This is a genomic window from Pseudomonas oryzihabitans (genome assembly GCF_032027545.1).
Lineage (GTDB): Bacteria > Pseudomonadota > Gammaproteobacteria > Pseudomonadales > Pseudomonadaceae > Chryseomonas > Chryseomonas oryzihabitans_F.
In genome coordinates, this window is sequence record NZ_JAVSJB010000005.1 from 374,523 (window position 1) to 393,033 (window position 18,511).

The following is an 18,511-nucleotide window of genomic DNA, read 5'->3' on the forward strand; positions in this document are numbered from 1 at the left end:
GTCCTGGCATGGCCCACCTACGGCAGCCGTTCCCGCACCGCCGCGGCGAAGGCGGCGGGTGCTTCCTGGGGCAGGTTGTGCCCGCAAAGCGGCAGCACCTCGTAACGGAAGGGGCCGCGAAAATGCCGTGCTATGGCAGCCTCCTCCTGTAAGGTGCTCACCCCATCGTCCGCCCCGGCCAGCACCGTGGTCGATACCCTGATCGGCGGCTGGGCCGCCAGACGCGCTTCGGTCTCGGCATAGGCCGGATCGTCCGGCGCCAGGCCGTAGCGGTGGCGATAGGAGTGGATCACCGTCGCGACGAAGTCGGGATTGTCGAAGGCCGCCGCGGTAAGGGCGTAGGTGGCGTCGCTGAAACGCCAGGTGGGCGACCACAGCGACCAGAGCAGCCGGCAGAATTCCCGGCGCTGCGCCGTGAGACCGGCGCGACCGCGCTCGCCGTGGAAATAGTACTGGTACCAATAGCGCAGCTCCGCCGCTGGCGCGGCCGGCTGGGTCGCGGCGCGGGCGATGTCCTGGATGGGATAGCCATCGCCTAGGACCAGCCCGCTCACCCGCTCCGGCCAGAGTGCCGCGACGATGCCGGCGGCCCGGCCACCCCAGTCGTAGACGGCCAGCGTGGCACGCTCCAGGCCGAGGGCGTCGAGCAGCGCCAGGACATCATGAGCCAGCGCGGCCTGCTGGCCGGAACGTGGGGTATCGGCACTCCGATAATGGGTGGCGCCATAGCCCCGCAGATAGGGCACATAGACCCGGCAGCCATGGGCGGCCAACTCGCCGGCCACCTCGTCATAGGCATGGATGTCGTAGGGAAAGCCGTGCAGCAGCAGGACCGGATGGCCATTTGCCGGCCCCTGGACCTGGTAGGCCACGTCCAGTACGCCGGCCTGGATGGAGGTGAGCATGGGGGATCTCCGCCTGGGGTCGTTGTAGAGCGGATCGGTGTGGACGGAGGGAGTTCCCGACCTGGCAGCGTCGCGTGGAAAACGCTGCGCGGTTTTCCACCCTACCAGGCTACGGCGTCTGAGAGCATCGCGGCCATGGGCCGCTCCTACAGCGGCCGGCCTTTGTAGGAGCGGCCCATGGCCGCGATCAGCCGCGATCAGCGAAATAGGTTAGGTTGAGCGCAGCGAAGCCCAACACAGAGCGCCCGGCCTCACTGGCTACCCCGCCAGATACCGTCCGATCAGCGTCACCCCCGACACCAACACCAACCAGGTCACCAGTCGGGTGAAGCGCTCGCGGGACAGGCAGCGCTGCAGGTGGCGCCCGATCCAGCCGCCGAGCAGCATGGCCGGCAGCAGGCAGACCGCCAGCAGCAAGAGGCTGCCATCGCTGTAGGCACCGGCGATCAGCAGGAGGGCGATGCGGATGGCGGCGCTGCAGCCGATGAGAAAGCTTTGGGTACCGCGGATGGCGTTCTTGTCCTGCAGCCGCCCATTGAGATACAGCGCATAGAGGAAGCCGCCGCTGCCGAACAGGGCGCCGCAGAGTCCCCCTACCCCGCCCGCCGGGATCGACCAGGCCGGCGCCAGTTGGCGGAAGCCCTTGGGCGAGAGCAGGCTATAGGTGGAATAGGCCACCACGAACAGCCCCAGCCAGAGCATCAGCAACCGCGCATCGGTACGCATCAGCAGATAGGTGCCCAGGGCCGCGCCGAGCAGCAGCATGGGCAGCAGTCGCTTGAGTTCGCGCCCGGCGATGGCGCGCCGATCCGGCAGCCAGTTGTGAAAGGAGGCGAGGAAATCCAGCATCACCAGCAAGGGTACGATGCGCGACAGGGGCATCCAGCTGGTGAGCAAGGGACCGGCAACCAGGGCGCTGCCGAAACCGGCAACCCCGAAGATCAGATAGGCCAGCACCACGATGGCCTCGATGAACAGCCAATCGAGCGGGCCGAAGGCGGGAATCAGGGCAACGAGGGATTCGAGCATGGGGCGCATCCTGCGACAAGATGCCGCATTTTGCGCCCCTCAGGAGGCCGATGAAAACCGCTGGCCTCTGCTCACACGCGGACCGGCGAACCAGAGCGCCTCAGAACCTGTTCACGATCTGCTGCGCGTCGGCCAAACGGCGTTGACAATGCCTTCGGAATGCTCACTTACCACTCGTAAACTCCGCTTCCTCAGCCCTTTTCGCCTTGTTTGTCGCTAGCTCGCAAGATCGTGAGCAGGTTCTCAGGGAATCAGGCGTTGCGCCCGCAGCCGGGTGAAGAGGTCGAGAAAGCTCGCCCGGGTGTCGCGATAGCCGAAGAAGCCCAGGTCGCGGCTCTTGGTCATGTCGTTGAGGCACTCGATCTCGCGGCCCAGGTCGGCGTCGCTGTGCCACCAGGAGGCGAGCTTGTCGACGTCGGCTTCCACCAGGCCATGCTCCTCGGCCAGCTGGCGCCACAGCGCCGGGGCCTGGTCCTTCATCCGCGCTTCCAGGGGCATGGGCTGCTCGGGATAGGGCGCCGGCTCCAGCTCGAAGAAGGCGGCGATCTCGCCCCACAGCCAGCGCCAGCGGAAGACGTCGCCATTGACGGTATTGAACGCCTGGTTGCGCGCCGCCGGGGCCAGGGCGGCCCATTCCAGTTGCTCGGCGAGCAGGCCGGCGTCGGTGACGTCGGTGAGGCTGTCCCACTGGGTCCGGGAACCGGGGAAGACGAAGGGCTGGCCGGTGGCCTTGCACAGGGAGGCGTAGACCGCCAGGGTCAGGCCCATGTTCATGGCGTTGGTGCCCTTGGCCTGGCCGATCATGCTGTGGGAACGGTGCACGCTCCAGCCGAAGCCATGGCGCTCGGCGGCGGCGAAGAGGATGTCTTCCAGGGTGTAGTAGAAGTTCGCGCCGGGCTGGCGCGGTTCGCTTTCGCGGAAGGGTGTTTCCGCCTTGCCGCTGCCGTATTCCTCGAAGGAACCCAGGTAGTGCTTGGTGCCGGTGACCAGCGCCAGGTGCTCCAGCGGCGCGCCGGCCAGGGCCTGGCAGAGGTTGTCCATCATGGCGCCATTGGCCTCGACGTTTTCCTTCTCGGTGGCGCGACGGGTCCAGGTGCAGAAGAACACATGGCTGATCGGCAGGCCGGCGAGGGCCTTGCGGGTAGCTTCGGCATCCAGCAGATCGGCGGCGACCGGGATGACGCCTTCTTGCTCCACCGGCTTGCGCGCCAGGCCGTAGACCGTCCAGCCGGAGGCGACCAGGGTGTGGGCCAGGTTGTAGCCGGAAATGCCGGTCACGCCGACGATGAGAGCGGTGCCTTTACGCATGAAACCTCCAGGAGAAAGCGATGAAAGCCCGCAATGACGGCGGGCACATGGATAAGGGAGTGTCGCGAAGGAAAGATGACTCCAGCCTATTGGAGAATTAACGGCGTATCCTGGGTAAAATTTCCCATCAGACGGGAATCCAATTCCGCAATCAGGAGCCCGCTTTGTATTCCTCGGAACGCCTCAAGGGTCTCGACGTCTTCGTCACCGTGGCCGATCTCGGTAGCTTCACTGCCGCTGGCGAGCGCCTGAACCTCACCGGTTCGGCCATCGGCAAGAGCGTGGCCCGGCTGGAAGAGCGCCTGGGCGTGCGGCTGTTCCAGCGCACCACCCGCCGCCTGACCCTGACCGAAGCCGGCGCGAGCTTCTATCGCACCTGTACGGCGGTGCTGGCCGAGCTGGAGCAGGCCGAGCTGGGCCTGACCACCCAGGAGGGCGAACCCCACGGGCGGGTGCGCATCGACCTGCCCGCCTCCTACGGTCGCCTGCACGTGCTGCCGGTGCTCCTGGAGGCGCTGCAGCGCTATCCGCTGCTGCAGCCCGACCTGTCCTTCTCGGACCGCTTCGTCGATCCCGTCCACGAAGGCATCGATATCCTGGTGCGCATCGGGGGCTCCGACGCCTGGCCAGCCAGCCTCGGCCATCGCTACCTGGGCACCCAGCGCCAGGTCTTTTGCGCGGCGCCGGCCTATCTCGCCCGCCAGGGTCGGCCACAGGGCGCGAGCGACCTTCCTGACCACCACTGCATCGGCTTTCGGCAGGCCGACGGCCTGGTCAGCCCCTGGCACCTGCGCGGCGAGCAGCCCGGTGACCTGGAACGCTGGGTGTTCAAGCCCCGCCTGGCGGTGGGCGACGGCGAAGGCGAGGTGCTGGCGGCACTGGCCGGTCATGGCATCGCCCAGTTGCCGACCTGGCTGATCGCCGAGCACCTGGCCAGTGGCGCCCTGGTGGACGTCCTGCCCGATCTCGCCGTCGACGGCCTGCCGATCAACCTGGTGTGGCCGCGCAGCCGGGAGACCCTGCCCCGGGTGCGTGTGCTGCTCGACCATCTGGCCAGCCGGTTGCTCGCCACGGTGGCGCCGACGATTCCGCACTGACGTTCGCCAGTCGACCAACGCCTCTGGCCGGGCCTCGGGACGCGGGAACATCGCCCCCACCACCCTAGTCGTAAAACGTCGTACCTGCGCATTCGCCAAGTTCCATCGATGGGCGACATGACGATTATCGAGACGATCGATTGGCGACCCGGGCTTCGGCTCCGCAGGATCGACGGTTTGTCATTCGGCCAGGCCAACCTGGCTGTACCGTTCCACCATCTGAACGAGGTATCTCATGAGCCAAGCCCAAGGCTACGCTGCCCAGTCCGCCGACCAGCCCCTGGCGCCCTACTCCTTCGAGCGGCGCGAACCCGGCGCCCACGACGTGCAGATCGACATCCTCTTCTGTGGCGTCTGCCATTCGGACCTGCACACCGCACGCAACGAGTGGAACAACACCCTCTATCCTTCCGTGCCCGGCCACGAGATCGTCGGCAAGGTGACCGCGGTCGGTGCCCATGTGCAGAACTTCAAGATCGGCGACACCGTCGGCGTCGGCTGCATGGTCGACAGCTGCCAGCACTGCGCCCCCTGTGACGCCGGCGAAGAATCCTATTGCGAGAACGGCTTCACCGGCACCTACAACGGCAACCTCTATGGTGGTGCCGAAAACACCCAGGGCGGCTACTCCGACCACATCGTGGTCAACGAGAAGTTCGTGCTCAAGGTGAGCCACACCGAGAACCTGGCCGCCGTGGCGCCGCTGCTGTGCGCCGGCATCACCACCTATTCGCCGCTGGCCCACTGGAAGGTCGGTCCGGGCAAGAAGGTTGGCATCGTCGGCCTGGGTGGCCTCGGCCACATGGGCGTGAAGATCGCCCACGCCATGGGTGCCCACGTGGTGCTATTCACCACCAGCGCCGGCAAGAAGGACGACGCCCTGCGCCTGGGCGCCGACGAGGTGGTGGTGTCGAAGAACGAAGACGAGATGGCCGCCCATGCGGGCAGCTTCGACTTCATCCTCAACACCGTGGCCGCGCCGCACAATCTGGACGCCTTCCTCACCCTGCTGAAGTGGGACGGCACCATGACCCTGGTCGGCGTACCCGCCGAGCCGCACCCGGCCCCCAGCGTGTTCAACCTGGTGATGAAGCGCCGCCAACTGGCCGGCTCGCTCATCGGTGGCATCCGCGAGACCCAGGAGATGCTGGACTTCTGCGCCAAGCACGGCATCGTCTCGGACATCGAGCAGATCGCCATCCAGGACATCAACCAGGCCTACGAGCGCATGCTCAAGAGCGACGTGAAGTACCGCTTCGTGATCGACATGCAGAGCCTCAAGCAGGGCCAGACCGCGGCCTGATCCGCGTTCGTCGCCCCACCCACAACGCCCGCGCCCGTCGCGGGCGTTGTCATTTCCGGTAACGCATTTTCGCTAGGCTTCGCGGTCCTAGCGTTGACGACAACCAAGAGACAGCCGCCATGCAATGGGACAAGGGACAACGTAGCGACAACGTGGAACAGGCCAGCGGCGGACGCGGCCTGAAGATCGGCGGTGGCCTGGGCCTCGGCGGCGTGGCCATCGTGGTGGTGTTCGGCCTGCTCAGCGGCCAGAGCCCGACGCAGATCCTCGGCACCCTGATCAGCCTCAGCGGCCAGGGCGCCCCGACCCAGCAGCAGACCACCGCCCCCGCCGACAATCGCCAGGTGGACTTCGTCCGGGTGGTACTGGGCGAAACCGAGAACACCTGGACGCGCATCTTCCAGGCCCATGGCGAGCAGTACCAGCCGCCCAAGCTGGTGCTGTTCAACGGCCAGGTGCAATCCAGTTGCGGCGGCGCCACCGCGGCCAGCGGTCCCTTCTATTGCCCGGTGGACGGCAAGGTCTACCTCGACCTGACCTTCTTCCAGGAATTGCAACAACGCTTCGGCGCCGACGGCGACTTCGCCCGCGCCTACGTCATCGCCCACGAGGTCGGCCATCACGTGCAGAACCTCACCGGCACGACCAGCAAGATGGAAGCAGCGCGCCGCCGCGGCACCCCTACCGAAGGCGCCACCGGGTTGTCGGTACGGCTGGAGCTGCAGGCCGACTGCTATGCCGGGGTCTGGGCCAACGACGCCCAGCAACGGTTGAACTGGCTGGACCCGGGCGACCTGGAGAAGGCCTTGAACGCCGCCAACGCCATCGGTGATGATCGCCTGCAACGCCAGGCCCAGGGGCACGTGGTGCCGGATTCTTTTACCCATGGCAGCTCGGCGCAGCGGGTGAAATGGTTCCGCACCGGCTTCGACAGCGGCAAGGTGGAAAGCTGCAACACCTTCGCTACGCAGGCACTCTGACCTGCAGGAGAGTCCCTCGATGCGCCGCCTACTCGCGCTATGCCTGTCCCTGGTCTGCGGCTCCGCCCTGGCGGCGCCGCACGAGGGGGTCGCCCGCATCGTCAGCGATCGCTTGCCGATCGGCACGGCCCAGGCCGCGTTGCAACTGTCGGCCGACTGGAACCAGCCCCATCCGGAAATTCGCCGTGCCCTGGTGATCGTCCATGGCCGGCTGCGCAATGCCGCGACCTATTTCCGCTCCGGCGAGACCGCCACCCAGGCCGCGGGTGCCAGCGCCGACACCCTGGTGATCGCCCCGCAATTTCTCAACGACCAGGACGTAGAGCGCCATCAGCTGCCGGCTGACCTGCTGCGCTGGCAAGGCAACGCCTGGATGGGCGGCGAACCCGCCCTGGGGCCGCAGCCGCTGAGCAGCTTCGCGGTATTCGACGCCCTCCTCGCCCGCCTGGCGGATCGCCGCCTGCTGCCCAACCTGCAGGAGGTGGTGATCGCCGGTCACTCCGGCGGTGGCCAGGTGGTGCAGCGCTACGCCGTCCTCGGCCAGGGCGAACGCCCGCTGGCGGCCAGCGGCATTCGTCTGAGATTCGTGATCGCCAATCCGTCGTCCTATGCCTATTTCGACGCCAGCCGGCCCGATGCCCAGGGCCGTCCCGCGGCCTTCGCCGACGCGGCCAGCTGCCCGGACTTCGATACCTGGAAGTACGGCATGCAGGGGCTACCCGCCTATGCCCAGGGACGCAACGCCGCGGCGCTGGAACGTCACTATGCCCAACAAGCCATCACCTATCTGCTCGGCGCCCAGGATACCAACCCCAATCATCCGGCGCTGGACAAGAGCTGCGCCGCGGAGGCCCAGGGGCCCTATCGCCTGGCGCGAGGGCTGAACTACTACCACTACCTGCAGGGCCGCCATCCGGGACTGACCCAAGAGCTGGTCGAGGTCCCAGGCGTAGGGCATAACGGCGATGCCATCTTCACCTCACCCGAAGGGCGCCGGGCGCTGTTCGGCCGCTAGCCTGGCTCTCCGAGTGCCGCCAGGAGTTCGCGGCAGTCCGCAAAACGCCGGTCCCGCGCCGTGGGCCAGGGATCGCCGGGCTGGTTGACCTGCAGGGTTCGGCATCCGGCGGCCCGCCCGCATTCCAGGTCATAGCGATGATCGCCGACCATCACCAGGCTGGTCGGTGCCACTTGCCACAGCGCCGCCAGGTGCAGCAAGCCGCCGGGATCGGGCTTGGGTGCCGCTTCGTCGCGGCCGAGCACCGTGGCGGGAGCGAAACAGTCTTCCAGGCCGATGGCGGCCAGGGTCAGCAACGCCAGGTCGCGGGCGTTGCGGGTCAGGATGCCCAGTTGGTAGCCACGCCCGTGCAGGTGGCGCACGAGCTCCACCGCGCCTGGCGCCGGGCGGGCGGCGACGGCCAGCTCGCGCTCGTGCTCGAATAGCCAGGCGTGCTTGGCGGCGCGCTCGGTGGCCGGGAGGTCGGCCAGATGGTGCAGGATGTCGGCCTGTTCGGGGATGTCGAGGTGGCGGCGAATGGCAGCGAAGTCGTGCACGGCCAGGGTCAGGGTGCCGTCCAGGTCGAACACCCAGTGGCTGCGTTGGCGCAATGTCATCGGCAGTATCCTGCAGGGGAAAAGGTGACCTCCGGGCGCACGGGGGGAACCCTCGTCCTGCGCGCTCCGTCTGGTGGAAACAATCTTCTGCAGGAGTCTACCCATGACGACGACCGTTCGTGCGCTGCTTTTCGATGTCTTCGGCACCGTGGTGGACTGGCGCGGCAGCCTGGTCGAGCAGTTGCAGGAGCTCTCCGCCAAGCACGGCGTGCAGGCCGACTGGGGGGCCCTGGCCGACGCCTGGCGCGCCGAGGCCTACGAGGCCATCCTGCCGCAGATCGAGGCCCGCACCCTGCCCTGGCTGCCCCTCGACGAGGTCCATCGGCTGGCGCTGGACGAGTTGCTGCCGCGCCACGGCCTGGCCGGGCTCACCGCGGCCGAGGTGAGCTGGCTCAACCGCCGCTGGCACCAGCTGGCGCCCTGGCCCGATGCGGTGCCGGGGCTGCAGCGTCTGCGCCGGGGTTATCCGGTGTGCGCCCTGTCCAATGGCAATGTCAGCCTGCTGCTGGACATGGCCCGCCACGCCGGGCTGCCCTGGGACATGCTGTTCGGCGCCGATCTGTTCCGGCGCTACAAGCCGGCGGCGGAGGTCTATCTCGGCGCCTGCGCCCTGCTCGACCTGCAGCCCGAACAGGTGATGCTCTGCGCCGCCCACAACGGCGATCTGCAGGCTGCCCAGGAACTGGGCCTGGCCACCGCCTTCATCCAGCGCCCCCGGGAAAAGGGACCTGCCGGTGGCGAGGTATCGCGCGGCGGCTGGGACCTCGAGGCCAGCGACCTGCAGGACCTGGCCGACCAGCTCGGCCTGCCCGCCAGCGATGCGGAGGACCTTACGGAGGCCTGAGAACCTGTTCACGATCTTTTGGACTAGAGTCAGACAAGGCAAAAACAGCTGAGGAAGCGCAGTTTACAGGTCGTAAATGAGCATTCCGAAGCTGTTTTTAACGCCGTATGGCTGACGGTCAGGAGATCGTAAACAGGTTCTGAGGTCGATTGAGGGGAGGCCGGAGCGCTCGGTATCCTCGCCGATACTTTTTCACCAGGGCGCTCCCATGGGCTTTCTCGACCGACTCCGCAAGAAACGCGAGCGCAAGGCCATCAAGGCCTTGCCAAAGCTCCATCAGCGCACCATCCGGCTGCGCAACGCCCTGCCGAACTACGAAATCGGCGCCGGCACCTACGGCATGCCCGAGGTCTCGGATCTGCAGGAAGGCTCGACCCTGAGGATCGGCTGCTACACCTCCATCGCCAGCGACGTGCAGATCCTGCTCGGCGGCCTGCATCGCCTGGACTGGGTCACCACCTATCCCTTCCCCGCCTTCGTCGACGACCTGGCCCACATCACCGACTACGGCGGCAGCCGCGGCGACGTGGTGATCGGCAGCGACTGCTGGATCTGCACCGTTGCACTGCTGCTCCCGGCGTCACCATCGGCCACGGCGCGGTAGTGGCGGCCGGCGCCGTGGTGACCCGCGACGTGCCGCCCTATGCGGTGGTGGGCGGCAATCCGGCGCGCTTCATCAAGTGGCGCTTTTCCGAGGAGATCTGCCAGGCCTTGCTGGACATCGCCTGGTGGGACTGGCCCGAAGCGGACATCCTCGCCGCCGGCACGCACCTGTGCAGCGACGATATCGAGGGGTTTATCGCCTACGCCCGGGCACGCCATCCGGCGCCCTGAGAACCTGCTCACGATCTCGCGAGCTAGAGCCAAACAAAGCGAAAAGGGCTGAGGAAGCGGAGTTTACGAGTGGTAAATGAGCATTCCGAAGGCATTGTCAACGCGGTTTGGCCGACGCGCAGCAGATCGTGAACAGGTTCTGAGGACAGGCTCAGGAACTCTGATCGCTCCCAGGAACTCACCTTCATGAATCATGCAACCGAAGGTTTTCCATGGAAGCGCTCGACCTGCTGCAATGGCCGGCCATGGCCATCACCCTGCTCGCCGCCTGGCTCGTGGCTTCCCAGCGCCAAGGCCGACGTAACCTGGGTTTCTGGGTCTTCCTGTGCAGCAACGGCCTATGGATCGCCTGGGGGCTGCAAGCCGAAGCCTATGCACTGATCGTGCTGCAACTGGGGCTGGCGGCGATGAATCTGCGCGGCGTGCGGCGCAATGCCCAGGAGGCCGCTGCGGCGACGCTCCCCTAGGCCTGGGCCAGGCATAATGGCCAGCCCCGTGTCAGACGGCCCATCGCCATGCAGCACAGCGTCACCCCCATTGGCCACGTCCGCTCCTGCTTCAAGGAGAAATTCGCCATCCCCCGGCAGCCCGCCCTGGCGCCGGCCGCCCGCGGCGTGCTGGAGCTGCTGCCGCCGTTCGACCGGCCCGAGGCCGTCCAGGGGCTGGAACAGGTGAGCCACGTCTGGTTGCTGTTCCTCTTCCACCAGGCACTGGAAAGCGAACCCCGCCTGCGCGTGCGGCCGCCGCGCCTGGGCGGCAATCGCTACCTGGGGGTGTTCGCCACTCGCGCCACCCACCGGCCGAATGGCATCGGCCAGTCGGTGGTCCGCCTGGACGGCATCGAACCGGGACGGCTGTTGCTGTCGGGCATCGATCTGCTGGACGGTACCCCGGTGCTCGACATCAAGCCCTATGTGCCCTACGCCGACAGCCCATTGGGCGCCCACAACGCCATTGCCGAAGCACCGCCACCGGCTCTGGCGGTGAGCTGGGCGGACGCGGCGCGCCGCCAGGCCGACGTCCATGGCCAGCGCCTGGGCGAACCCCTGGTCGAGCTGATCGAGCAGTGCCTGGCCCAGGACCCGCGCCCGGCCTACCAGCATCCGGCCCCGGAGCGTCGCTACGGGGTACGCCTGTGGGACGTGGAGGTGCACTGGCACTATCCCACCCCCGCCAGCCTTCACGTCCTGGACGTCACCCCGGCCACCTGACGCCCTGCGGTTTGCAATCCGGCGCGCGAGGCCCCAACAATGGGGCTGCCGGATCGCATGAGGCGATCCGCACGCGGCTACGGTCGCCGTTCGGCCGTATCACCGATTAGGGAAACATCTATGGCTCCAAGCAGACAGGTCATCAACGCTCAGGTCAGCCCCAAGGGCAGCCTGGAGACCCTTTCCCAGCGCGAGGTCCAGCAGCTCAGCGCCGCCGGCTCGGGCAACCTCTACCAGCTCTTCCGCCAGTGCGCCCTGGCCATCCTCAACACCGGCGCCCACAGCGACAACGCCAAGACCATTCTCGAGGCCTACCAGGACTTCGAGATCCGTATCCACCAGCAGGACCGCGGCGTGCGTCTGGAACTGGTCAACGCGCCGGCCGATGCCTTCGTCGACGGCGAGATGATCGCCAGCACCCGCGAAATGCTGTTCAGCGCCCTGAGGGACATCGTCTACACCGAGAGTGAACAGAGCAGCCTGCGCATCGATCTGGACAGCTCCGAGGGCATCACCGACTACGTCTTCCACCTGCTGCGCAACGCCCGTACCCTGCGCGCTGGCGTCGAGCCGAAGATGGTGGTCTGCTGGGGTGGCCACTCCATCAGCACCGAGGAATACAAGTACACCAAGAAGGTCGGCCACGAGTTGGGCCTGCGCAGCCTGAACATCTGCACCGGCTGCGGTCCGGGCGTGATGAAGGGCCCGATGAAGGGCGCCACCATCGCCCACGCCAAGCAGCGCATCCAGGGCGGCCGTTACCTGGGCCTCACCGAGCCGGGCATCATCGCCGCCGAGGCGCCCAATCCCATCGTCAACGAACTGGTTATCCTGCCGGACATCGAGAAGCGCCTGGAGGCCTTCGTCCGCGTCGGCCACGGCATCATCATCTTCCCCGGCGGCGCCGGCACGGCGGAGGAATTCCTCTACCTGCTGGGCATCCTCATGCATCCGGAGAACCGGGACATCCCCCTCCCGGTGGTGCTCACCGGCCCGCAGAGCGCCGCGCCCTACCTGGAACAGCTGCACGCCTTCATCGGCGCCACCCTGGGCGAGGCCGCCCAGCGCCACTACCAGATCGTGGTCAACGATCCGGCCGAGGTGGCCCGGCAGATGGCCCAGGGGCTCAAGGCGGTCAAGCAGTTCCGCCGCGAGCGCCACGACGCCTTCCACTTCAACTGGCTGCTGCGCATCGAGGAAGGCTTCCAGCGTCCCTTCGATCCCACCCATGCCAACATGGCCGCGCTGGAACTTACCCATGCCCTGCCCCCCCACGAGCTGGCCGCCAACCTGCGCCGGGCCTTCTCCGGCATCGTCGCCGGCAACGTCAAGGCCAAGGGCATCCAGCTGATCGAGGAGCATGGCCCCTACGAGATCAATGGCGAACCCGCCATCATGCGCCCGCTGGACCAGCTGCTGCAGGCTTTCGTCGAACAGCACCGCATGAAGCTTCCCGGCGGCGCGGCCTATGAGCCCTGCTATCGCGTGGTGAGCTGAATCCTTTCACGCTGGCCTGTTCGGCCGGTTTTCCTCCTAAATGGCCGTTCGTCGAAGCTACTGATCGACGAACGGTCATATTGATGGCCAACCAATATCAAGAATTCGCCAGCTAGCTATCCAGAGCGTTCCGCTCGGTACATCATGGCTTCGTTTTCGCTCACCTCGCATTCGGAAAAAAAACTCGCGCGCTAACTGCCTGTCTCCGTGCTAAAGCCCCTCTTCACCACGCCGATAGGGCAAGGCAAGCTAAACTCAAAGCGGTGGCTGCTGTGGCGAATGCTGACCGAAGCGGAGATCCCGTCGGACCGGCTTCACCCCGTCACGCCGGATTTCCTGCCGAGGTCACGGAATGAATAACTGGCTGGGACTCGACTTCCTCGTCGCCCCTCTCGCCCACGACCAGGTCCACCTGCACGGCCAGCACGACGCCTGGCTGGTAGCGCTCGCCTATCTGGTCGCCGTCAGTGCCTGCTACGTCACCCTGGTGTTCGCCGAGCGCATTGGCCAGACCCGCACCCTGTCGCGGCGACGGGCCTGGAGCCTGATGGGCGCCCTGAGCTTCGGTTTCGGTGTCTGGGGCATGCACTTCATCGCCATGCTGGCGTACACCGTGCCCACCCAGGTGCACTACGACCTCCTGATCACCCTGGCCTCGCTGCTGATCGTGGTGCTGGCCGGGCTCATGGCCATGCCAGCCCTGAGCCAGCCCGACCTCAGCGTCGGCCAGCGCCTCAAGGCCGGCGTGGTGCTGAGTGTGGGCATCGTGCTCATGCACTACACCGGCATGAGCGCCGTGCACACCGACGCGGTGGTGCTCTATCGCCCGGGCCCCTTCCTGCTGTCGATCCTCATCGCCGTGGGCGCCAGCTTCGCCGCGCTGCAGTTGATCCAGATCTTCCGCCGCCATTACACCGGCATCTATCGCTGGCTGCGCATGGCTACCGCCCTGGTGATGGGCCTGGCCATCGCCGCCATGCACTTCACCGGCATGTGGTCCATGGTGCTGATCGCCCCGGTGCAATCCGAGACCACGCTGCAGGGTGCCAGCAATTCCTGGCAGCTCGGCGTGGGCATCGCCATCATCGCCCTGCTGCTGGTGATGGGCGGCCTGGGTGCGGCCTGGGCGGATCGCCAGTTGCAACGCAAGGAAAACGATCTGGAGCGGGTCAACTCCCTGGTCGGCCAGCTCGACGAAGCCCGCGCTTCGCTGCAGCAGGCGGCGCACTACGATCCGCTCACCGACCTGCACAACCGCCGTGCCTTCAACCAGGCCTTCGCCGACACCCTCGCCCGGCACGCCCAGCAGGGGCGCAACCTGGCGGTGATGTTCCTCGACATCGATCACTTCAAGCGCATCAACGACAGCCTCGGCCACGACGCTGGCGACCAGTTGTTGGTCGCCATGGCCCAGACCATTCGCGAGACGGTCCGCGACGGCGATCTGGTGGCCCGCTTCGGCGGCGACGAATTCTGCATCCTCGCCAGTCTCGCCGGCCCGGACGAGGCGCGTCACCTGGCCCAGCGCATCCTCGAGCGGCTGCGCCAGCCCATCGCCATCGGCAGTCGCACCTTGGTGATGACCACCAGCATCGGCATCAGCCTCTATCCCCGCGACGGCGGCTGTTGCGAAGAGCTACTCAAGAGCGCCGATCTCGCGCTCTACCTGTCCAAGGGCAATGGCCGCAATACCTTCAGCTTCTTCGACGAGACCCTGCGCGAGAAGATCTCGCTGCAGCTGGAGCTGGAGGCCGAACTGCGCGAGGCCCTGGTCGAGGAACGCGGCCTGCAACTCTACTACCAGCCGATCCTCGACGTGGCCAGCGGCCAGCTGGACAAGGCCGAGGCGCTGATCCGCTGGGATCATCCCCGCCTCGGCCTGCTGGCGCCGAACGTCTTCCTCGGCGTCGCCGAGGCCAATGGTTTCATCGAGGAACTGGATGCCTGGGTGCTACGCCGGGCCTGCCACGATCTCGCCGAACTGGCCGCTGCGGGCCTTCCCGAGCTGCGCATAGCCATCAACTGCTCGGCGCTCAGCCTGAGCAACGAGGCGCTGCCGGCCCAGATCGCCTGGTGCCTGGACGAACACCGGCTGTCGCCGCGATGCCTGGAGCTGGAGGTCACCGAGAATGCCCTGGTCAAGAACGTGCAGCCCACCGCCGAGCTGCTGCAGCGCATCCGCGACCTGGGCGTGACCGTCTCCATCGACGACTTCGGCACCGGCTATTCGTCGCTGGCCTATCTCAAGCGGTTGCCCATCGACATCCTCAAGATCGACCGTTCCTTCGTTACCGGACTGGTCGAGGGTAACGCCGACCACCAGATCGTCCAGGCCATCATCGGCATGGCCCGGCCACTCAAGCTCAAGATCACCGCCGAGGGCGTCGAGCACCTGGAGCAGCTCCGCCTGCTCTGCGCCCTGGGCTGCGACTTCATCCAGGGCTATCACATCAGCCGGCCGGTGCCCCTGAACCAGGTGCCCGGGGTGGTCGCTCGCTATGCCACCGGGGTCTGCCCGCTGCAGGACCAGGCCCAGCTCGACGCCAATGCCCTGGCCCTGGCAAGGGCGCTCGGCTAGCCGCGCCGATAACGCAGCCAGACGCTGCCATCGTCCTGGGCGTCGGCCGAATCCAGCTTGAGGTAGAGCGGCTGCTGCCAGGCCTGCTCGGCGATCTCGAAGGACGCCGGATGGGCACCGCGACCGTCCACCAGGGGGATGATCAGCACGCTGATCTCATCCACCAACCCGGCGGCGACGAAGGAACCGCTGACGTGGGGACCGCCCTCCACCACCAGCCGCTCGATACCCAGCTCGGCGTTCAGCAATTCCAGCACCGCGGCCAGATCCAGCGCGTCCTTGCCACCGAAGACATAGGAAGCGCCGATATTCTGCAGGTGGGCCAGGTAGTCGTCGCTGACGCCCTCGGTGAGCACCGCCACCACATGGGAATCCAGCGCCTCGTTCTTTTTCCAGGCCACCTTGCCCTGGGGATCGATGGCGATGGCGTACTTGGCGGCGTCGCGCTGGGCGAAATGATGGGTACGCGGGATGGGCGTCTGGGCCACTCCGGTGGGATAGCCCTCGCCGTGGGCGATCTCTTCCATGGTCACCCGGCCACAGGCCCAGGCGTCGAAGTCGAAGCGCTCGGCCAGGCGCTCGTAGGTCGCATCGGCCTGTTTCTTGACCGCACGATCCCAGCCGTCGGTGAGGGCGTGACCATCGACCGACGACATCATATGGCAGATCACATAGGGCTTCATGGGGACTCCTGGCAATGGCGTGTCGCCATGACACGCCTTGCAGAAACCGACCGGCCCGGCGCCGGGTGAGTTCAGCTCGCCTGGCCGCACAGACGAAAAACCCGCCGGAGGGCGGGTTTTCGGGGAGCCTGGTGGCGTTAGAGCCTGTTCACGATCTCGCGAGCTAGAGCCAAACAAGGCGAAAATGGCTGAGGAAGCGGAGTTTACGAGTGGTAAATGAGCATTCCGAAGCCAGTTTCAACGCCGTTTGGCCGACGCGCAGCAGATCGTGAACAGGTTCTTACTTCTCGACGAAGGCCCGCTCGATCAGGTAGTCGCCCGGATCGCCCATGCGCGGCGAGATGGTCAGGCCGAATTCGTTCAGCACGGCGCTGGTCTCGTCCAGCATGCTCGGGCTGCCGCAGATCATGGCGCGGTCGTCCTGGGGATTGATCGGCGGCAGGCCGATGTCCTCGAACAGCTTGCCGCTGCGCATCAGATCGGTCTGGCGACCCTGGTTGCGGAATTCCTCGCGGGTGACCAGGGGGTAGTAGATCAGCTTCTCGCGTACCAGGTCACCGATGAACTCGTGCTCGGGCAGGGTCTTGGTGATGAAGTCGGCATAGGCCAATTCGTTCACGTAGCGCACGCCGTGGACCAGGATCACCTTCTCGAAGCGCTCGTAGGTCTCCGGGTCCTGGATGGTACTCAGGAAGGGCGCCATGCCGGTGCCGGTGCTCAGCAGGTAGAGGTGCTTGGCGGGCTTGAGGTCACTGAGGATCAGGGTGCCGGTGGGCTTGCGGCTGACCATCAGGTTGTCGCCTTCCTTGAGGTGCTGCAGGCGCGAGGTCAGGGGGCCGTCCGGCACCTTGATGCTGAAGAACTCCAGGTGTTCTTCGTAGTTGGGGCTGGCGATGCTGTAGGCGCGCATCAGCGGGCGACCGCCTTCGGTTTCCAGGCCGATCATCACGAACTGACCATTCTCGAAACGCAGGCCCGGATTACGGGTGGTCTTGAAGCTGAACAGGGTGTCGTTCCAGTGATGAACGCTCAGGACGCGCTCGGTGTACAGGTTGCTCATCGATGACTCCAGGAAAAATCGGTACAGCCCGGGGCTGGATAGAAATTGCGCGACAGTTTATAGAGGGGGAAAATATCCGTGAAATGAATAATTCGAATATCGATTATCCAAAAGGCAGATATGCGATTTACGTTACGTCAACTCGAGGTATTCGTCGCCGTGGCCCGCCAGGAAAGCGTTTCCCGGGCAGCCGAGGCGCTCAGTCTGTCGCAGTCGGCCACCAGTACCGCCCTGGGCGAACTGGAACGGCAATTCGACTGCCGGGTATTCGACCGCGCGGGAAAGCGTTTGACGCTCAACGCCCTGGGTCGTCAGCTGCTGCCCAAGGCGGTGGCCCTGCTCGATCGCAGTGCCGAGGTGGAAAACCTGCTGCGTGGCAAGACCGGTTTCGGTTCCCTGGAGCTCGGCGCCACCCTGACCATCGGTAACTACCTGGCCACCCTGCTGCTGGGCGACTTCATGCAGCGCCACCCCGACTGCCGGGTGCGCCTGCACGTGCACAACACCGCCAGCGTGGTGCAACGGGTCGCCAATCATGACATCGACCTCGGCCTGATCGAAGGCGACTGCCAGAATCCGGATCTGGAGGTCCAGCCCTGGATCGAGGACGAACTGGTGGTGTTCTGCGCGCCCGGGCATCGCCTGGCCCAGACCAACGCCAGCCAAGCCGAGTTGGAAGCCCAGGCCTGGATCTTGCGCGAACAGGGCTCGGGCACCCGCCTGACCTTCGACCAAGCCATGCGCCACCACGCCCAGCCACTGGACGTGCGCCTGGAGCTGGAGCACACCGAGGCCATCCTGCGCGCGGTGGAGTCGGGGCTAGGGATCGGTTGCCTGTCGCGCCTGGCGCTACGCGACGCCTTCGCCCGCGGCACCCTGGTGCCCATCGCCACCCCGACGCTTGATCTGCGTCGGCAATTCTGCTTCATCTGGCACAAGCAGAAGTACCAGACCGGGGCCATGGTGGAGTTCCTCGACCTCTGCCGGCAGCTGACCCTGGGCCTGAACCGTAGCGATCAGATCGACACCGCGCGGCCTCGACCCTTGGACTGATCACTGGCCTTCGTAGATCCGCCGGTTTTCCAGCTCCCGCTGCTCGTGGCGACGGTGGGCACGCAAGGCCAGCAGGGCCAGGATGCCGATCACCAGGCGATAGCCCTGGGAGTAGAGATCCAGCTCGGCGGTGGCCGACTCGCCCAGTACGCCGCTGACCAGTCGCACCACGAAAAGGGTCAGTTGCACGAAGGCCACCAACAGCAGCCCGGCCGACAACCATTCCGCCCGGCGGAAGGCCAGCACGGCGAACAGCGCCAGGGCGAATTGCATGCCGCCATACCAGACCCGCGCCTCGGCCACCGAGGCCGAATCCATCAATACCATGCCGCGGGCGTTGGCCATCTCGTAGGGATAGAACCAGTGCGCCAAGGCGAGTCCAAACCAGACCAGGGCCTGCAGACCCAACACCAGACGTGCGAAGCGAAGCTCGGACATTCCCCGTTTCTCCTTGGGGTCATGGATGGATGACAGCCGCTCCAGTGTAACCAGCCAAAGACCTCGGCGCTGGTAGCGAG

Annotated in this window: 17 protein-coding genes and 1 pseudogene; 11 read left to right on the plus strand and 7 right to left on the minus strand. The window is 66.3% G+C overall.

Annotation, left to right across the window (positions count from 1 at the left end; all coding sequences use genetic code 11):
- Nucleotides 1–17: 17 nt before the first annotated feature.
- From RND78_RS11260 to RND78_RS11270, 3 genes are all read right to left on the minus strand, one after another.
- On the minus strand, nt 18–905 hold the full coding sequence (locus RND78_RS11260; RefSeq protein WP_312728773.1) for an alpha/beta hydrolase: 888 nt from the start codon (nt 903–905) through the stop codon (nt 18–20).
- 258 nt (nt 906–1,163) lie between these two features.
- Nucleotides 1,164–1,934: a sulfite exporter TauE/SafE family protein gene (locus RND78_RS11265; RefSeq protein WP_312728774.1), complete on the minus strand. Its 771-nt coding sequence runs from the start codon at nt 1,932–1,934 to the stop codon at nt 1,164–1,166.
- Between the two features lie 243 nt (nt 1,935–2,177).
- Nucleotides 2,178–3,242: an SDR family oxidoreductase gene (locus tag RND78_RS11270; RefSeq protein WP_312728775.1), complete on the minus strand. Its 1,065-nt coding sequence runs from the start codon at nt 3,240–3,242 to the stop codon at nt 2,178–2,180.
- Nucleotides 3,243–3,406: 164 nt separating this feature from the next.
- Here RND78_RS11270 and RND78_RS11275 point away from each other — a divergent pair, with 164 nt between their 5' ends.
- The 4 genes from RND78_RS11275 (at nt 3,407) to RND78_RS11290 (ending at nt 7,637) form a co-directional block, all read left to right on the plus strand.
- Nucleotides 3,407–4,339: a LysR family transcriptional regulator gene (locus RND78_RS11275; protein ID WP_312728776.1), complete on the plus strand. Its 933-nt coding sequence runs from the start codon at nt 3,407–3,409 to the stop codon at nt 4,337–4,339.
- A gap of 235 nt (nt 4,340–4,574) precedes the next feature.
- On the plus strand, nt 4,575–5,642 hold the full coding sequence (locus RND78_RS11280) for an NAD(P)-dependent alcohol dehydrogenase (protein WP_312728778.1): 1,068 nt from the start codon (nt 4,575–4,577) through the stop codon (nt 5,640–5,642).
- A gap of 119 nt (nt 5,643–5,761) precedes the next feature.
- Entirely contained in the window at nt 5,762–6,622 is an 861-nt protein-coding gene (locus RND78_RS11285) for a neutral zinc metallopeptidase (RefSeq protein ID WP_312728779.1), read from the plus strand.
- A 19-nt stretch (nt 6,623–6,641) separates the two neighbouring features.
- A complete protein-coding gene (locus tag RND78_RS11290) occupies nt 6,642–7,637 on the plus strand; it encodes an alpha/beta hydrolase (protein WP_312728780.1) in 996 nt (331 codons plus the stop codon).
- On the opposite strand, the gene RND78_RS11295 is transcribed toward RND78_RS11290, so the two are convergent.
- A complete protein-coding gene (locus tag RND78_RS11295; RefSeq protein WP_312728782.1) occupies nt 7,634–8,233 on the minus strand; it encodes an HAD family hydrolase in 600 nt (199 codons plus the stop codon). The genes RND78_RS11290 and RND78_RS11295 overlap by 4 nt on opposite strands.
- Before the next feature lie 103 nt (nt 8,234–8,336).
- On the opposite strand from RND78_RS11295, the gene RND78_RS11300 reads away from it, so the two are divergent.
- From RND78_RS11300 to RND78_RS11325, 6 genes and pseudogenes are all read left to right on the plus strand, one after another.
- Nucleotides 8,337–9,077, plus strand: a complete 741-nt coding sequence (locus RND78_RS11300) for a haloacid dehalogenase type II (protein ID WP_312728784.1) — start codon at nt 8,337–8,339, stop codon at nt 9,075–9,077.
- 208 nt (nt 9,078–9,285) lie between these two features.
- Nucleotides 9,286–9,911, plus strand: a pseudogene (locus tag RND78_RS11305) (CatB-related O-acetyltransferase).
- Nucleotides 9,912–10,123: 212 nt separating this feature from the next.
- The gene (locus RND78_RS11310; RefSeq protein WP_312728786.1) at nt 10,124–10,378 is read left to right on the plus strand and encodes a hypothetical protein; all 255 of its coding nucleotides are present in this window, start codon (nt 10,124–10,126) and stop codon (nt 10,376–10,378) included.
- A 48-nt stretch (nt 10,379–10,426) separates the two neighbouring features.
- The gene (tsaA, locus tag RND78_RS11315) at nt 10,427–11,122 is read left to right on the plus strand and encodes a tRNA (N6-threonylcarbamoyladenosine(37)-N6)-methyltransferase TrmO (protein ID WP_312728788.1); all 696 of its coding nucleotides are present in this window, start codon (nt 10,427–10,429) and stop codon (nt 11,120–11,122) included.
- 120 nt (nt 11,123–11,242) lie between these two features.
- Nucleotides 11,243–12,619: a nucleotide 5'-monophosphate nucleosidase PpnN gene (gene ppnN / locus RND78_RS11320; protein WP_312728789.1), complete on the plus strand. Its 1,377-nt coding sequence runs from the start codon at nt 11,243–11,245 to the stop codon at nt 12,617–12,619.
- 352 nt (nt 12,620–12,971) lie between these two features.
- A complete protein-coding gene (locus tag RND78_RS11325; protein ID WP_312728791.1) occupies nt 12,972–15,197 on the plus strand; it encodes a putative bifunctional diguanylate cyclase/phosphodiesterase in 2,226 nt (741 codons plus the stop codon).
- On the opposite strand, the gene RND78_RS11330 is transcribed toward RND78_RS11325, so the two are convergent.
- Together RND78_RS11330 and fpr are read right to left on the minus strand one after the other, a co-directional pair.
- Nucleotides 15,194–15,880: a dihydrofolate reductase family protein gene (locus tag RND78_RS11330; RefSeq protein ID WP_312728793.1), complete on the minus strand. Its 687-nt coding sequence runs from the start codon at nt 15,878–15,880 to the stop codon at nt 15,194–15,196. The genes RND78_RS11325 and RND78_RS11330 overlap by 4 nt on opposite strands.
- 280 nt (nt 15,881–16,160) lie before the next feature.
- Complete coding sequence (gene fpr / locus RND78_RS11335; RefSeq protein WP_058760032.1) at nt 16,161–16,940, minus strand: ferredoxin-NADP reductase; 780 nt, start codon at nt 16,938–16,940, stop codon at nt 16,161–16,163.
- Nucleotides 16,941–17,060: 120 nt separating this feature from the next.
- Here fpr and RND78_RS11340 point away from each other — a divergent pair, with 120 nt between their 5' ends.
- Nucleotides 17,061–17,993, plus strand: a complete 933-nt coding sequence (locus RND78_RS11340) for a LysR family transcriptional regulator (protein WP_312728796.1) — start codon at nt 17,061–17,063, stop codon at nt 17,991–17,993.
- Here RND78_RS11340 and RND78_RS11345 read toward each other — a convergent pair whose 3' ends face one another.
- Nucleotides 17,994–18,431, minus strand: a complete 438-nt coding sequence (locus RND78_RS11345; protein WP_312728798.1) for a DUF4345 family protein — start codon at nt 18,429–18,431, stop codon at nt 17,994–17,996.
- Between the last annotated feature and the right edge of the window lie 80 nt (nt 18,432–18,511).

Coding starts and splice junctions, on each gene's coding strand:
- RND78_RS11260 (WP_312728773.1), bottom strand. CDS start 905: ATGCTCACCTCCATCCAGGCCGGCGTACTGGACGTGGCCTACCAGGTC.
- RND78_RS11265 (WP_312728774.1), bottom strand. CDS start 1,934: ATGCTCGAATCCCTCGTTGCCCTGATTCCCGCCTTCGGCCCGCTCGAT.
- RND78_RS11270 (WP_312728775.1), bottom strand. CDS start 3,242: ATGCGTAAAGGCACCGCTCTCATCGTCGGCGTGACCGGCATTTCCGGC.
- RND78_RS11280 (WP_312728778.1), top strand. CDS start 4,575: ATGAGCCAAGCCCAAGGCTACGCTGCCCAGTCCGCCGACCAGCCCCTG.
- RND78_RS11285 (WP_312728779.1), top strand. CDS start 5,762: ATGCAATGGGACAAGGGACAACGTAGCGACAACGTGGAACAGGCCAGC.
- RND78_RS11290 (WP_312728780.1), top strand. CDS start 6,642: ATGCGCCGCCTACTCGCGCTATGCCTGTCCCTGGTCTGCGGCTCCGCC.
- RND78_RS11295 (WP_312728782.1), bottom strand. CDS start 8,233: ATGACATTGCGCCAACGCAGCCACTGGGTGTTCGACCTGGACGGCACC.
- RND78_RS11300 (WP_312728784.1), top strand. CDS start 8,337: ATGACGACGACCGTTCGTGCGCTGCTTTTCGATGTCTTCGGCACCGTG.
- RND78_RS11310 (WP_312728786.1), top strand. CDS start 10,124: ATGGAAGCGCTCGACCTGCTGCAATGGCCGGCCATGGCCATCACCCTG.
- tsaA (WP_312728788.1), top strand. CDS start 10,427: ATGCAGCACAGCGTCACCCCCATTGGCCACGTCCGCTCCTGCTTCAAG.
- ppnN (WP_312728789.1), top strand. CDS start 11,243: ATGGCTCCAAGCAGACAGGTCATCAACGCTCAGGTCAGCCCCAAGGGC.
- RND78_RS11325 (WP_312728791.1), top strand. CDS start 12,972: ATGAATAACTGGCTGGGACTCGACTTCCTCGTCGCCCCTCTCGCCCAC.
- RND78_RS11330 (WP_312728793.1), bottom strand. CDS start 15,880: ATGAAGCCCTATGTGATCTGCCATATGATGTCGTCGGTCGATGGTCAC.
- fpr (WP_058760032.1), bottom strand. CDS start 16,940: ATGAGCAACCTGTACACCGAGCGCGTCCTGAGCGTTCATCACTGGAAC.
- RND78_RS11340 (WP_312728796.1), top strand. CDS start 17,061: ATGCGATTTACGTTACGTCAACTCGAGGTATTCGTCGCCGTGGCCCGC.
- RND78_RS11345 (WP_312728798.1), bottom strand. CDS start 18,431: ATGTCCGAGCTTCGCTTCGCACGTCTGGTGTTGGGTCTGCAGGCCCTG.